Source organism: Micromonospora sp. NBC_01796, from assembly GCF_035917455.1.
Lineage (GTDB): Bacteria > Actinomycetota > Actinomycetes > Mycobacteriales > Micromonosporaceae > Micromonospora_G.
Genome location: NZ_CP109078.1, coordinates 2,190,260 through 2,203,738 on the forward strand (window position 1 = coordinate 2,190,260; position 13,479 = coordinate 2,203,738).

General features: G+C 64.6%; 11 protein-coding genes and 2 pseudogenes. 3 read left to right on the forward strand and 10 right to left on the reverse strand.

The annotated features are described in order from the left end of the window. Nucleotides 1–45: 45 nt before the first annotated feature. Nucleotides 46–1,512: pseudogene (locus OIE47_RS10045) on the forward strand (ISL3 family transposase); the annotation flags it as partial. A gap of 248 nt (nucleotides 1,513–1,760) precedes the next feature. Here the strand turns inward: OIE47_RS10045 and OIE47_RS10050 are convergent. The 4 genes from OIE47_RS10050 to OIE47_RS10065 all read right to left on the reverse strand — a co-directional run bounded on the left by OIE47_RS10050 (nucleotide 1,761) and on the right by OIE47_RS10065 (nucleotide 6,971). Continuing rightward, nucleotides 1,761–1,973 (reverse strand): hypothetical protein, encoded by a 213-nt coding sequence (locus OIE47_RS10050; RefSeq protein ID WP_326561222.1) that lies wholly within the window; start codon nucleotides 1,971–1,973, stop codon nucleotides 1,761–1,763. A gap of 287 nt (nucleotides 1,974–2,260) precedes the next feature. Further along, nucleotides 2,261–2,518 (reverse strand): hypothetical protein, encoded by a 258-nt coding sequence (locus tag OIE47_RS10055; RefSeq protein WP_326561223.1) that lies wholly within the window; start codon nucleotides 2,516–2,518, stop codon nucleotides 2,261–2,263. Nucleotides 2,519–3,475: 957 nt separating this feature from the next. Continuing rightward, complete coding sequence (locus OIE47_RS10060) at nucleotides 3,476–5,443, reverse strand: Druantia anti-phage system protein DruA (protein WP_326561224.1); 1,968 nt, start codon at nucleotides 5,441–5,443, stop codon at nucleotides 3,476–3,478. Between the two features lie 10 nt (nucleotides 5,444–5,453). Beyond that, the gene (locus OIE47_RS10065; RefSeq protein ID WP_326561225.1) at nucleotides 5,454–6,971 is read right to left on the reverse strand and encodes an ATP-binding protein; all 1,518 of its coding nucleotides are present in this window, start codon (nucleotides 6,969–6,971) and stop codon (nucleotides 5,454–5,456) included. 536 nt (nucleotides 6,972–7,507) lie between these two features. On the opposite strand from OIE47_RS10065, the pseudogene OIE47_RS10070 reads away from it, so the two are divergent. Continuing rightward, nucleotides 7,508–7,746 (forward strand): annotated as a pseudogene (locus tag OIE47_RS10070) (integrase core domain-containing protein); the annotation flags it as partial. Between the two features lie 72 nt (nucleotides 7,747–7,818). Here OIE47_RS10070 and OIE47_RS10075 read toward each other — a convergent pair. The 4 genes from OIE47_RS10075 to OIE47_RS37995 all read right to left on the reverse strand — a co-directional run bounded on the left by OIE47_RS10075 (nucleotide 7,819) and on the right by OIE47_RS37995 (nucleotide 10,186). After that, nucleotides 7,819–8,436 carry a site-specific integrase gene (locus OIE47_RS10075; protein WP_326561226.1) on the reverse strand — a complete coding sequence of 206 codons (618 nt, stop codon included), beginning with the start codon at nucleotides 8,434–8,436 and terminating at the stop codon, nucleotides 7,819–7,821. Between the two features lie 217 nt (nucleotides 8,437–8,653). After that, nucleotides 8,654–9,550: an IS3 family transposase gene (locus tag OIE47_RS10080; RefSeq protein ID WP_326556611.1), complete on the reverse strand. Its 897-nt coding sequence runs from the start codon at nucleotides 9,548–9,550 to the stop codon at nucleotides 8,654–8,656. Next, nucleotides 9,547–9,849 carry a transposase gene (locus tag OIE47_RS10085; protein ID WP_185755210.1) on the reverse strand — a complete coding sequence of 101 codons (303 nt, stop codon included), beginning with the start codon at nucleotides 9,847–9,849 and terminating at the stop codon, nucleotides 9,547–9,549. The genes OIE47_RS10080 and OIE47_RS10085 overlap by 4 nt, the downstream gene beginning before the upstream one ends. Beyond that, nucleotides 9,767–10,186 carry a hypothetical protein gene (locus OIE47_RS37995; RefSeq protein WP_442792139.1) on the reverse strand — a complete coding sequence of 140 codons (420 nt, stop codon included), beginning with the start codon at nucleotides 10,184–10,186 and terminating at the stop codon, nucleotides 9,767–9,769. The genes OIE47_RS10085 and OIE47_RS37995 overlap by 83 nt, the downstream gene beginning before the upstream one ends. Between OIE47_RS37995 and OIE47_RS10090 the strand changes: the two genes are divergently transcribed. Next, a complete protein-coding gene (locus tag OIE47_RS10090) occupies nucleotides 10,100–10,408 on the forward strand; it encodes a hypothetical protein (RefSeq protein WP_326561227.1) in 309 nt (102 codons plus the stop codon). The two genes, OIE47_RS37995 and OIE47_RS10090, sit on opposite strands and share 87 nt — an antisense overlap. A 1,123-nt stretch (nucleotides 10,409–11,531) precedes the next feature. Here the strand turns inward: OIE47_RS10090 and OIE47_RS38000 are convergent. Both OIE47_RS38000 and OIE47_RS10100 read right to left on the reverse strand, forming a co-directional pair. Next, the gene (locus tag OIE47_RS38000) at nucleotides 11,532–11,846 is read right to left on the reverse strand and encodes a pentapeptide repeat-containing protein (protein ID WP_442792072.1); all 315 of its coding nucleotides are present in this window, start codon (nucleotides 11,844–11,846) and stop codon (nucleotides 11,532–11,534) included. A 25-nt stretch (nucleotides 11,847–11,871) separates the two neighbouring features. Then, nucleotides 11,872–13,377, reverse strand: coding sequence for an ISL3 family transposase (locus tag OIE47_RS10100; RefSeq protein WP_326557161.1), 1,506 nt, complete (start codon nucleotides 13,375–13,377; stop codon nucleotides 11,872–11,874). Nucleotides 13,378–13,479: the final 102 nt, after the last annotated feature.

Genomic DNA, 13,479 nt, shown 5'->3' on the forward strand with positions numbered 1-13,479 from the left:
CGTGACTGGTGTCGTTGACCTCACGTGTGAGAGGCCAGTGATGTTGTGGCGACGGTGTTCTCGGGTCTGTCGCCGCTGGTGATCGAGGACGTGGTGGACGAGGATGAGTGGATTTTGGCACGGGCCAGGACTCCGATCGCACGGTGTCCTGCCTCGGCTGTGGCGCCGAAACGGGCGGGGTGCACGGCTATCACCACCGTAACCCTCGCTGATGTGCCGATTGACGCACGCCGGGTGGTAGTCCGGGTACGGGCGCGTCGTCTGGTGTGCCCAACCAGAGGCTGCCGCCAGACCTTCCGCGAACAGCTGCCAGGAATCCTCGAGCGTTATCAGCGACGCACGCCTTGGCTTGGCGTGCAGGTCGGTTCGGGTCCAGCAGCTGGCCGGCCGCGCTGGTGTGCGCGTTGTCCGCCCTGGCGGTGGTCGCCTCCCGGCACACCGCGCTGCGTATGTTGCTACGCCTGTCGTTGCCGGTGCGGGAGGTGCCCCGCGTGCTCGGGGTGGACGGGCTTCGCCCGCCGCCGCCACCACCGCAACGCGACCGTGTTCATCGACGCGCGGACCCGCCAGCAGATCGACGTCCTGCCCGACCACAAAGCAGACACCCTCGAGGGATGGCTACGCGCCCACCCCGGCGTCGAGATCGTGTGCAGGGACAGTTCCGGCGCCTACGCCGAGACGGTCCGCCGTGCACTGCCTGGGGCGTTGCAGTTCGCGGACCGGTGGCACATCTGGCACAACCTGGGCGAGCCGTCCTGAAGGAGGTCGCCGGGCGCAGCGCCTGCTGGGCCAAGGCCGCCCGCCGCTTCGACAGGGGAAACGGGCCGCCCACCACTCGCGAGCGGTGGCAGCAAATCCACGACCTGCTCGACAAAAGCATCGGCCTGGTCGAGTGCGCACGCCGTCAACCCTCGGGCTGAACACCGTCAAGCGCTACGCGCGCATCGACGAGCCCGAACGCCTGGTTCGGGCACTGCAGTACCGCGACCCTCTTCGACCGCTACCGCGACCGCCTGCGCCGTCGACGTGAACAGGACCCGCCGGTCCCCGTGACGCGCCTGTTGGAGAAGATTAAACAACTCGGTTACACCGGCACGCTGAATCTGCTCTACCGATACAACCAGCCAGGGCCGCGTCGAAGCCGACCGACCCGCCATCTCAGCTCGCCGCCTCGCCCGATACCTCCTGACCACCCCGACCAGCTCAAAGACCACCAACGGGAACTCCTCGACGCCCTCGTCGCGGCATGTTCGGAAATGACCAGCCTCGCCGAACTCGTGCGTTACTTCGCCATCCTGCTCGCCCCTGGCGACGGCAACGCGCGGCTGGATCGCCGAGGCGCACGCCGTCGACCTGCCCCACCTGCACCTCACCTGCGGACTCGGCCTGGAGCGCGACGCCGTCAACGCCGCTCTGACCTCGCCGTTCCACAACGGCGGCGCGGAAGGAGTCAACACCAAAACCAAGCTCACGAAGCGCCAAATGTATGGACGGGCCGGCTTCCCGCTCCTACCGAATCCTGCTCGTCTGAACGACACCTCCGTCACCACCGAATGTGAGACAGAGCCGTTCGTTTTACAGTCCCACATACGTCTGTTCCCGCGGCAGCGCTCCGTGCGGCTGCTGCTCTTGCGCGTTGAATGGACCTCTCCGGAAGCTGTTGCGGTCCCGCCCGGGCTGTACGACGGCCGCCGCCGCTCGTCGGAGGGCCATGATCGGCAGACTGTTGCAGGCACCTGATCCTGACCAACTCGTCACGGTCATCGGAGTTGGCTCGCCGTGCGGATCCCCGCCGCCTCGTCTGGACCCCGCGGGCGATCGCCGCCTTTCGGGCCATAGATCTTGTCGGCAGGGATGGTGAGCAGGCCAACATTGAGCCACTCAACGTCGATGTCGAGTACACCGATGGCTCGGGCGACGTCGATGTGCGGTTGGACGTTGTGCCGCCAGATGAGCCGGGCCTTGCCGGACACGAACCGGTCCTGATCGGGCCGGCCCGCGATCGGTCTGCGGACACGTTCCTCGGTGGCGCCCAGGGGCGGTGGCCGAGGTGCGCGGCCACGTGAGCGAGAGTGCGTAGCCTGATCCCGCCGCTCACGCGACAGCCGTCCTCCTCATGATCATCGCACCAACCATGATCGAGACAGCCATCATCGATGCTCAAGGACTCGCAACCGTGCACGAGGTCCGCTGGTATGGCGCGCCTCCCGCCGAGAATAGCGGCCTCCTTCTCGCGCCCGCCGGATCCGCCCGAAGGAAGCTATTTCACGCGGACGGAAACCGTGATCCTTTTCGTCTTCGCCGGTTCTCGGAAATCAATACCCGTTCCGTCATCGAAGACAAGCCGGACGGTTGGCATTGCGATGCCATCGGACAGCCGCCAGGGAGCGACATCTTTTCGTAGAGGAATAACCGTCCCTGTCCAGGCAAGGTCAATCTCGATGGTGTGTGCATCCGAAACGATCGTGAGCTGACGCGCATCCGCCTTCACGACTAGGTCAACGATCTGCTCCCCCACCGCGTGGTCCGGTGCAGGCAGGAGTGTTTTCAAGGAGTTTATTCCGCAGATTTGAAAGTGAGCAATCCTCTTTCCTACGACGCTTTCGCGCACCTCTGCGACGTCCCGTGCAATCGGAGCGGGCCGAGTCATGAATCCCCCATCCCGAAACAACGGTCCGCACCAGTCGGGTGCCCCAGTAGCGACGAGGGTAGCGAGATACCGGAGGGCAGGCAGCTACTGGCGGAGGCGAGGTGCGGGCAGGAAAGACCGGGTAGCAGATTCTCGTCAATTCTCACGTTACGATGATCCCAGAAGTAGCCCTCCGGGGGAAGCGAGGAGCCTCCAGGAGGCCTTTACCAGAGCCAAGCGTCTGGAGCCGTCAGCTCACCCACGGTCGGCACTGGCCTTCAGCCGGGCAACGGGCTGCCGGTCGCGAGGCTTTGATACAGCATTCGACCTCCCGACTGCCTAATAGCCGCCATCGACCCTGACTGGCCAACCTTCCAACTGCTGCTCCTACTGACGGCCAGTACACAATCGCGTCGTTGCTGTTGCCAGACTGTCGGCTGCCGATCACCTTCGCGGGGCGAACGCTGGCGTCGATGTAACCTGTGGTTTTCGTCGGATAGCGGTAGTTCGCGAATCAGAGTGACCAGACGTCGTGCGGTGAATGACATCATCCATACGAGCACACTCAGCACCTACGGTAAGTAACAGCAACACCGAAGCCCCGTCGGCACGAGATCGACCCGATGAATTCAGGAGGCCACAGTTGCGATAGCCGAGGCAGGTCGAGCCAGTCGACGGCATGGCTGTTGAGGGCGCTAGCGGAGTTCATCGCTGGCCTTGCATAAGCCCTCGTCAGCGTGGAATCCGGCGTAGATCGTCGCAGGCCACCGAAGTGACTAGAGTCTCAAAGAGGCGCATCGCTATCCTCCGAGAGCCCAAACCCTAATCGGCTGATTCTAGAAAGAATCAATATAGCTCCAATTGCTCATGCTCGCCGGGTACTTGCGGCAGGGTGGGCAGAGTGACGCGCGCACCATGACTGGCTGGTCTATTGCTTCGGTGCACCGCAACCGCCTCCAACACCGCCGGCGACTTGCTGCGCGGGTAGCACCACCGGTGCATCCACCATTCGGAAACGGCGTCCACGTCCCCCGCCCCGGGACGACGGCGGAAGTTGTAGCTTGGCTCCAGGTCAACGCCGAGTAGGTACGGTAACAGGTTGTCCACCAGGCTGATGCCGTAGATGATGCGTTGACGCCCGTGTTGCAACAGAGTGTCCGACGGCCACTCCAAGATGTCGAAGCCGTGACGAACTTTGCGGAACTTTGGGTTCACTCCTTCGCCAAAGATGCTGTTGACACGCGCGCCGCGCGCAGTCTGCTCCGCCAAACGCACCAACGCTCGCACCGATTCCGCCGATAGATGGGACGTACCGAACGACTTCGACCGACCTAGCTGGCGGAACTCGATAGGCGAGGATCCGCCAAGCACCTCTGGCGGGATGCGGATCCGGTTGTACTGGCTGGCGCCCGAGCCGTAGAGCGAGGTCGTGCCAACGAAAACGAGATTTGACCGTCGGCGAATCGGGCGACCAGCCATCGATGATGCGATCTCGCTGGCATATGTCGCATAGCGTTGGCGATATGCCTTCACAATGGTAGGGCTGACCGCGAGCATGCTCACGAGTTTGCCACCCAGCAGCGTATTGTAGGGTGCGACAGCTCCGCAGACCGTGAGATCGGCGATCTCTGTTCCTACTGCGTCAGCTTTGGCCCGCCGCAATACGGACATAATCGCTCGCCGCGCCTTCGGGTCGTCGAGCGCGCGGGACAGCCCCGTGCGTGTCGCCTTCGGATATAGGTAGGGCGCGAGCGCTTGCTGGGCGCTGAGGAGGTCTGCCAGTGCCAGGCAGCGTTTGCTGCGGAAGAGGTCCGACTCGGCACGCCGACGCCATCCTTCGGTATCGTCGGCATCGTGCACCTTCTTGAAGTCCGTCGGTTTGACGAACCGATGATGATCCCGTCGGCGGCTTTCGGCCTCCTTCAGTAGCCGCTGGATCGCTTCCGTAGCAGTGTTCTCCCACAACGAGGGCCAGTACAGGCCGTCCTTGACCAGGTCGTCGACGTACAGCTCGTCAAGCGCGGTCTGCAAGCGGGCCGCAATCCAGCGCGCCATGCGGAGGGTCGGGGCGGCACGCAGCTTCTCTAGGAACACCGTCGGTTGCCAACCAATCCAGTCGTCGCGCTCTGCTAATTGCACGACAGCGCTACCGAGTGCGGCAATACCGATAACTGGGTGAAACGGAGCTGCGCGGTCCCGGATCAGGACCATCATAGTCCGCCCCGGGGTGCTGGTGTATTGATTCGACCAGGTATGACGGAAGTACCGCCAAATGTCCATTAATCTGAACCCGGTCTGCATACAACGCTCGCCTGACGCGATCTGCACGTAAGGGTCGATCATCTTGCGCAGATCTCCAGGGTCCGACGCTTCCCTGTCCATGGCCTGCAGCGCGTTTGCGAGTTCCTTGCCGTCGCGCATAAGGCTGAAGATCGAAACAAACTTCCCGTCGAACTCCCGGGGCTTCTCCATTGTCGCGACAAACCGACGTACCGACGGAGCGGCCAGCTGCTCATCTCGCTTGATAAGCTCCTGCAGCCGTACTCGCTGCTTCTCCTCAACAGGGTCAGCCATCCCTGTCGGCGGGGAGATGGCGACGAGGTCGCCATCAACCTGCACATGCCAGCCCTGGCCGGCAAGATCGAGCAATACGTGTGTAGCGGCTGTCAGGGAGGGGTTCTCGCGAGCAAGGCACCGTTCGCGCGCTATCTGGCGTGCCGAACCGTCACCGCTTGCCAGTGCGCGGCCAAGCTCGGCGAAGGCCCGTCGATCGGCGGCTTGGCACCCTGGCGGAGACGGCAACGGGAACCACACCTGGTTCATGCTAGGCATTCATGAAGGTAGCAAGTACGTCAGACGACGCATGGCGGAGTTTCTGTGCATGCCCGCGCTCAGCACCTCGCTGCAACGCGACCTCAGCGCGGGCAGACGCCAAAACGGTGAGCGCAACTTGGCGCGCAAGATCATGATCTCTACCTGACTCACTCATCGCCAGCGGGCCGTACAGATCCCGATACCACGGATGCTTTGTGTTGAGTAGTACGACTATCTTGCGATCCTGCACCACTACTTCGTATGTCGCCGTTGTGGGCAATTCCGCCGCCGCAATCTGGTACGGGGCCTCATGCCGGCTCAGACCGTCCACCAGATCCTTAAGTTCGTCAGGGATGGGCCGGCGTACGCGCGGCAGGGATGGCAGTGACGGATCGGCGCGAGCTGCCTGCTGTTCCGCCGCGCTCAGTGGTTCCGTGGCCTTCACTAGGAGAAAGCGGTTCCGAACACGACCGTTCAACGCTCGTGCAATCGTCTCAAGATCCGATGAGATGATATCCAACAGTTCGGGCCGCGGCGAGATGGCCTGTTTGGCGTGCGTGATCCCGAACAACTCGTCAAGGGTCGGATCGAACCTGATCTCGCACCGCCACCAGTCATCGTAGTTCTCGCGGCGCTTACCACCCATGAAGAACCACCCACGGTCGACCTCACGCCCAGCACGAACGACGGAGACCGGAGGACCGGCCGTGACGCCCATATCGCGCTTCTCCTCTGTCGACAACGCGTGCCAACGATCGATCGGAAGCTCGCTGAACGTGACGGAGACAGTGCCGGTCACCGAGCCGACTGGGACTTCGTAGAGCAGATTGTTGCCGAACTGGCTTCCACCTGTGATCTTCGATCCGGGTTGAAGGCAAAGCGGGTCGTTTGCCACCACCAGTTGGCCGTTGACCTGCAGGCTCACACCGTTGGCAAGGAAGTGTCGGTAGATCCGTCCTAGATCCTCCCTCAGTCTGCGAGCGAGCGCTGACGGGCGCTTATACTCCACCCTGTCGCAGCGCGTCAGCCGCACCACGGTACCGGACGGAGCGGTGGGCACAAACTCCGGCCGGTCGATCGGTTCAACGGGTGGCAGCGTCACATCGCCCGTGTTGACCAACTCGTCGATGTCTAGCCTCGCCCACAAGACACTGGTACCAGGCCGCCACGTGTAGACCTCGACGCGGCGGCAGCGGCTAAGTGCGCCGTTCGGTAGCCCCATGCCATAGCGCCCCAGCGACGCCCGATCGTTAAACCGGCTTGTCCCACCAAAGGTTAGGGCCTCCGCGAGCAAGCTGGCATCCATACCCTTGCCGTCGTCCAGCACCGTGATCTCAAGCCGCCGATCGGCACCCCGCTCAGCAGAAACCTCCACCGCAACATTCCGCGCCCCGGCCTGTATTGAGTTGTCAATCAGTTCTGCGATCGCAAGTCCGGTCGTCTTGTAGCCAGTGTCACGGGTGGCAAAGAGGAAGTTTGCGGGGTTCACTAGCCTCGGCCGAATGACCGGACCGCTGTGAGTTGCCATCAGTTAACGCCACCTCCTTCCGTCCCGATTGCCGGGACGCGTGATCGTACATCGCCGGATCGGCTTAAGACAGATATGTTTCAAACGCGTGTGTCGGCGTTAGACTACCCCGGTGTCCGGAACAGGTACATGACCACGCGGCGATGAATTGGCACCGCTACGCGCTGCCTCAATGCGCCTCGGTTTGTCCTTGCCCGCCTCATCAGTCAACGCCTCGACGATCTCGTTGCCTCGCCGACAAGCGGGCGAACGAACGAATTGCCAAGAAGTCGTCGCCTCACTTTGTTGGTGCCGCACCGACGGTAGGCGAAGGCATCTCAGTGCTGCTGAACGAGTACCGAGGAGCCAACGCTCGAACTGGACGGCCTGACAGGGACAACGAGGAACCAGCCATCGCGATTCGGTCCCACCGTCCCGAGCATCGCCCGGGCCGCCGTCTCTAACAGCCTTGGAGAGGGCGAGTTGCGCGCGACTTGCGGCTACTCAGCGCGCTCGCGGCCTACGCCGTCAACGATGACCCCAAGGGCAACCGGTGACTCGGCATCACGCCGAAGAAGACCCAACCTTACCGGCCGCAGACCAACGGCAAGCTCGAACGCTTTCCTCGCACCATACCGACGGCTGGGCACTCGCCCGTTTCTACGGATCGGAGAACGCATGTAGGAAGGCCATACCGGCCTTCATACATGACTACAATCGCCACCGACCCCACACCGCCACCGGCGGCCGGCCACCCATTACCAGGTTGACCAGCCTCCCTGGGCAGTACAACTAGCTACCAGTAGCCCCCGGCCGGCCCGCGGCCTAGCGTGTGCCTCGACGCTGGCCCCGCCACGCCGAGTGGCGGCTACACGGATGCCGACATCGTCAGCCGGCGGGGTACAAGCGCGGCTACGGCCTCGGCGGCGGCGTGGCTGAGTTCGGGCAGCACGTTGGTGTACGTATCGGCCGTGAGCGCCAACGTGGAGTGACCGAGGGCCGCCTGGATGACTTTGAGATCGACCCCGGCGGCGAGGGCGAGGGTGGCGGCGCCGTGGCGGAGGTCGTGCAGGCGAACACGTGGTAAGTCAGTCAACGCGACGAGCCTGCGGAATCGGCGACTGACGGCGGCCGGGTGCCAGGCGAACCCATCGGGGCGGGTGAAGAAGAGTCCCTCATTGCGATCACGGGGCCTCCGGCTGCGGTAGGCGCGTAGGACGGCGACGGTCACGGTGTCGAGTCCGATACTCCGATTGCTGGATTCGCTCTTCGGGCGCTTCCGGCGCAGTCTGCGGCCGATGGCGGTGATCTGGTTGGCGATGGTGATCTCGGCGCGATCAAGTGCGGTGTCGAGGTCGCGTAAGCCCACGGCCTCGCCGCGGCGTAGTCCCCGGTACGCGATGAGATGGAACAGCGGGTAGAGGTCCTGGTCGTGCTTGGCGGCGTGGTCGAGAAACGCACCGGTCTGCTGGGGCGTCCACACCATGACCGGACCGGGGACCTGTCCGGTGTCTCGCCAGTAGTCGACCCGCTCGTCGGTCCAGAGCAGTGGTCCGGCCGATCCAGCCCGGCGCATCCGGACGTGTGTGGCCGGGTTCGTTGCGATCAGTCCCTCGGCGATGGCGTCGTTGAGCGCCTTGCGGAGAGTCGCGCGGATTGGGCTTGACCCGTTTCGACGGACAGGGTCGTTGTGTTGATCTTAGTTAGGCGGCTCGGTCGATCGGTAGCGGTTGTGAGCTGGTGGTCTCGAAGGCCGCAGGGCTGAGGTAGCCGAGGGTTGAGTGTCGGCGGCGGGTGTTGTACCAGCCCTCGATGTATTCGAATATGGCCTGGCGGGCGGCTTGGTGGGTGGGCCAGGCCTGGCGGTGCAGGAGTTCGGTTTTGATGGTGGCGAAGAACGACTCGGCGACTGCGTTGTCCCAGCACTGTCCGCGCCGGCCGACGGACAGGCGGATGTCGTGACGGTGTGCCAGGCGGGTGTGCTGGGCGCTGACGTATTGCGTGCCACGGTCGGAATGAAACACCAGCCCGGGCTCGGGTCGGCGGCGTGCGACAGCGTCGGCGAGGGCGGCGTCGACCAGGTCGGTCTTGAGGTTGTCGGCCACGGCCCAGCCGACGACCCGGCGTGATGCGAGATCGATGACAGTGGCCAGGTAGAGCCAGCCCTGCCACGTGTTGATGTAGGTGATGTCGCCGCACCAGCGGGTATCGATTACGCCAGGATCAACACGGAAATCGCGGCCGACCAGGTCAGGTCGGAGCCCGGCGGCCGGATCCGGGATTGTGGTCGTGCGCCAGCGGCGTGGGCTCTTGCCGGCGAGTCCGGCGATGCGCATCAGCCGGGCGACGCGTTTGCGGCCGTGCCGTAGCCCCTGTTCGGTGAGGTCAGCGTGGATCCGCGGCGCCCCGTAGGTGCCCTTGGACCGTTCGTGCAGCACGGTGATCTTGTCGGTGAGCCGGGCATCGACCCGCTCGCGCTGCGACTGGGTGCCGGTTTTCTGCTGGTAGTAGGCGGATCGGGAGACCTCGAGCAGTTCGCAGGCACGTTTAACGTTGTGCTTGCCGGCCTGCTCCGCGGCGATGAACGGGAAGACGTTCACCGGGTCTCCTTCGCGAAGAAAGCCGTTGCCCGTTTGAGCACATCGACGTCTTCGCGCAGCCTGCGGTTCTCTTTGCGCAGCTGTGCGAGTTCGGCCCGTTCGTCGGTGGTCAGCCCATCGGCGCGGACGCCGGTGTCGAGTTCGGCCTGCTTGACCCACTCACGCACTGCCGTCTCGGTCAGGTCGAAGTCCTGGCTGACCTGCCGGAGCGTGCGGTCACCACGCTGACACAACTCGACGATCTCGGCCTTGAACTCCGGCGTGAACGAACGCCGAGGCCGCGGCCGCTTCTTTCCCATGCTCTCCATGATGCTGGACATCCTCCCGGAGACCCCAGGTCCCCTGATCTCGGATGTCCGTCAAAACGGGGCAGGCCCAGATCCGTTGGCAGGTGGAGGGGCCGGCGGGCCTCAGTCCGCGGACCGACGCCCGCACCGCGGCGTCGCGTGAAGCCTGCGACAAACGGATTTTCGCACCGTTGCTCTCGATGGCATCGAACATGATCCTGATGTCGTCGACCCGCAGCTGGTCCAGGGACAACTCGCCCAAATGCGGAATCAGGTGGACCCGGACGTGCCCCTCGTAGGCAAGCAGCGTGTTCGGATCGACCCTGCACCACTGGAGCCAGCGTCGCAGGTAGGTGGCGACCGAGGTGGAACCGTCGAGACTGCGCCGGGCCTCAACTTTGCGGCGTACGGCATCAACGGAGGCGAGCGGCCGCGTCCGACGGCTCGCGACCAGCAGATCCGTGATCTCGCCGAGCAGTGTGGCATCGCCCTGAGCAAGGTCGAGCAGGGCACGGGCATGGTCCCGGGCGGCGAGCGCGTCGCGCTGTATCCGGAACCCACCCCGGCATAGTTGCCGTCGGCGACCACCACTCACCCTGGGTAGTTCCATCTGGTAGTACCAGGTCCCGTGGTCGACGCTCCACGTCCCGCCTACACGGCGCAGTCTCGGGCAGGGGCCCATGGACGATCCCGTCGGGCGGCAGCCGCACCGCTTGAAACAGCCAGTAGTGCCCACCGATGACCTCCATGCTGACAGCAGCGCGACCGCCACGGACTAGGACCGATATCGCCCGCAGTCCATCTGGAGCGGTCCAACCAGCGGGGCGAGCCGTTCAAGCCATTCAACGCAATTCAGCTCAAAAGGTGCGCCACTCGGAGTCAGTAATCTTCAATCGCATGCCCAATGAGCAGGCAATATTGACGACCTGCGATGAGATGTGGATCTTGAGCGACTGAGTCCCGACAACGGCTCCCACGAGGGGCCCACATTTCGCCCCGGACTCACTTGTAATTTGCTAGCCCGCAGGTCAGGGCCTTGATCAAGACTTGACGGAGAGCAAAGCTCTCGGTTTAGGAAACCGATGCTCTATCCCCTGAGCTACGAGGGCGCGAGGCTACAGGGTACCTAGCAGCGGCGGCCGGCGGGCGACAGGGACCCTCAGAATCCATCAGCGCTGGCAGCGCCACCTGCGGATCACGACCCGACCACACATGATCGCCCGTCAGGCCGTCAGGCCGTCAGGCCGTCAGGCCGTCAGGCCGTCAGGCCGTCAGGCCGTCAGGCCGTCAGGCCGTCAGGCCGTCAGGCCGTCAGGCCGTCAGGCCGTCAGGCCGTCAGGCCGTCAGGCCGTCAGGCCGTCAGGCCGTCAGGCCGTCAGGCCGTCAGGCCGTCAGGCCGTCAGGCCGTCAGGCCGTCAACCGTCGCGCGCGATGACTCGGCGCCGCCCACCAACACACAACGAGCGATGAGCACACATCGTGCACACATACGAAGATCATTGATATCTGGACTGAGTGGGTTAATTCGGAGCAGACCAGACGTCGATCGGACTTGCTCCGCGCCCAATCCTCATCTGGTGGGGCCGATGAGTCGGCCAGAGGCGACGCGGCGGTACGAACGGCCCCAGCGCCGTCGTGCGGCAACTCGGCGCGCAATACTGCTGGTTCAGCTGCGTCTTGGGGTAGTAGGCCCATCACGTGGGTGGCGAGGAGACGTGCGGGGACTCTTGGGCGAGCTTTCTGCTCGCCTCGTCAACTCGTACATCCTTGGGCCAGGCATCTCGCGACCGGTCACCCGGCCCCACACCCGCTCCGACGAACCATGTGGCGTTGGCGCTGCTGAACGTCGTCGCGCTGAGTTGGGCGCAGCCGTTGAACGTCGCCTCATGGAACCAGGCGTTGCCGTTGAACGTCGCTCCGGCGAACCCGGCATCGTCGTTGAACGTCACCCCAGGGAACCCGGCGCTGCCGCTGAACGTGGGTCTGTGGATCTGACGGCTCTGTCTCACATTCGGTGGTGACGGAGGGTGCTGGTTAGCCGAGCAGGATTCGATGGCGCAGGAGAGTGAAGCCCGCGCGTCCGTACATCTGTCGCTTGATCAGTTTGGTTTTGGTGTTGACGCCTTCGGTGCCGCCGTTGTGGAAGGGGTATGTCAGGGCGGCGTTGACGGCGTCGCGGTCAAGGCCGAGGCCGCGGGTGAACGTGTGTAGGTGGGGCAGGTCGGTGGCCATGACCTCGGTGATCCACGCGGTGAGACGGTCACCGTTGCCGTCGGCGGGCGTGAGTAGCGCGGCGAACGAGCCGATGAGGCCGGCCAGCGCAGTCATCTGTGGACAGGCCGCGGTGAGAGCGTCAATGAGCGTCCGCTGATGTTCCTTGAGCCGGTCGGGCGCGGTCAGGAGGTAGCGGGTCAGACGCCTGGGAGATAGAGCCGGGCGGTCGGCTTCGACCCGGCCTTGGGTGATATAGCGATAGAGCAGGTTGAGGCTGCCGGTGTAGCCCAGTTCCCTGATCTCCGCCAGGAGTTGGGTGGCGCCGACGGCGGGGTCTTGTTCCCGCCGGCGACGCAGGTGGTCGCGGTAGGGGTCGACGAGGGTGGGCCGGTACTGCGGTGCGCGGACCAGGCGTTCGGGTTCACTGATCCGGGCGTACCGTTTGACGGTGTTGAGGCCGAGGTTGAGCCGGCGGGCACATTCCAGGAGGCCAACGCCCTTGTCGAGCAGGTCGTGGACCTGCTGCCACCGCTGCCGGGTGGTCACAGCCCGCTTGCCCTCCTGTGGCGGCAGCCCGGCTGCGGCCCAGCATGAGCTGTGCGCGGTGACCTCTTTGCGGGCGGCCTCGGCGAGGTTGTGCCACAGATGCCAGCGGTCCGTGACCTGCAACGCCTCGGGCAGGGCGCGGCGGACCGCTTCGGCGTAGGCGCCGGAGGAGTCCCGACACACCACCTCGACACCGGGATGCTCACGCAGCCACGTTTCCAACGTGTTGGCCTTGCGGTCGGGCAGCACATCGATGCGCTCACGCGTGACCGCGTCGATCAGGACGGTGGCGTATCGCTGACGTCGCCGCAACGCGAAGTCGTCCACCCCGAGCACCCGGGGCACAGGCCGCTCGGGCAACGGCAGGCGCAGCAGCGCCCGCAGGGCGGTGTGCCGAGACACGACCACCGCCAACGCCGACAACATCCGCGCGCCAGCGCGGCCGGCCAACTGCCGCACGACCGCACCGACCTGGGAAATCAGCCGAGATGTGCGGCGCTGGTAGCGGTTCAGGACCCCAGGCAGTTGTTCCCGGAACGTACGACGGCAGCCCCGAGTCGGGCACACCAGACGACGTATGCGCACGTGGACCACCACCGGTCGGGCGTCGACCGGCACATCCGCCAGGCTCCGCTGGTGATACCCGTGCACCCGGCCCGTCACGGCCGCGCAACCCGGACAGGCCACCGGTTGCTGCGGAGTCCGAGCCCGCACCAGGATCCGTTCCCCCTCGTCCGTCACGTCGTCGATCACCAGCGGCAGCAGCCCCGAGAAGACCATCTTCGTAAGATCACCGATCTTGCACACATGATCTCAACGACATCGACCACGTTCAGTCACCACCGAATGTGAGACAGAGCCGATCTGACGGTGTTTCCGGCC

Coding starts and splice junctions, on each gene's coding strand:
- OIE47_RS10065 (WP_326561225.1), bottom strand. CDS start 6,971: ATGGCAACTCACAGCGGTCCGGTCATTCGGCCGAGGCTAGTGAACCCC.
- OIE47_RS10085 (WP_185755210.1), bottom strand. CDS start 9,849: ATGGGAAAGAAGCGGCCGCGGCCTCGGCGTTCGTTCACGCCGGAGTTC.
- OIE47_RS10100 (WP_326557161.1), bottom strand. CDS start 13,377: ATGGTCTTCTCGGGGCTGCTGCCGCTGGTGATCGACGACGTGACGGAC.
- OIE47_RS10075 (WP_326561226.1), bottom strand. CDS start 8,436: ATGGTGTGGACGCCCCAGCAGACCGGTGCGTTTCTCGACCACGCCGCC.
- OIE47_RS10090 (WP_326561227.1), top strand. CDS start 10,100: ATGCGGAATCAGGTGGACCCGGACGTGCCCCTCGTAGGCAAGCAGCGT.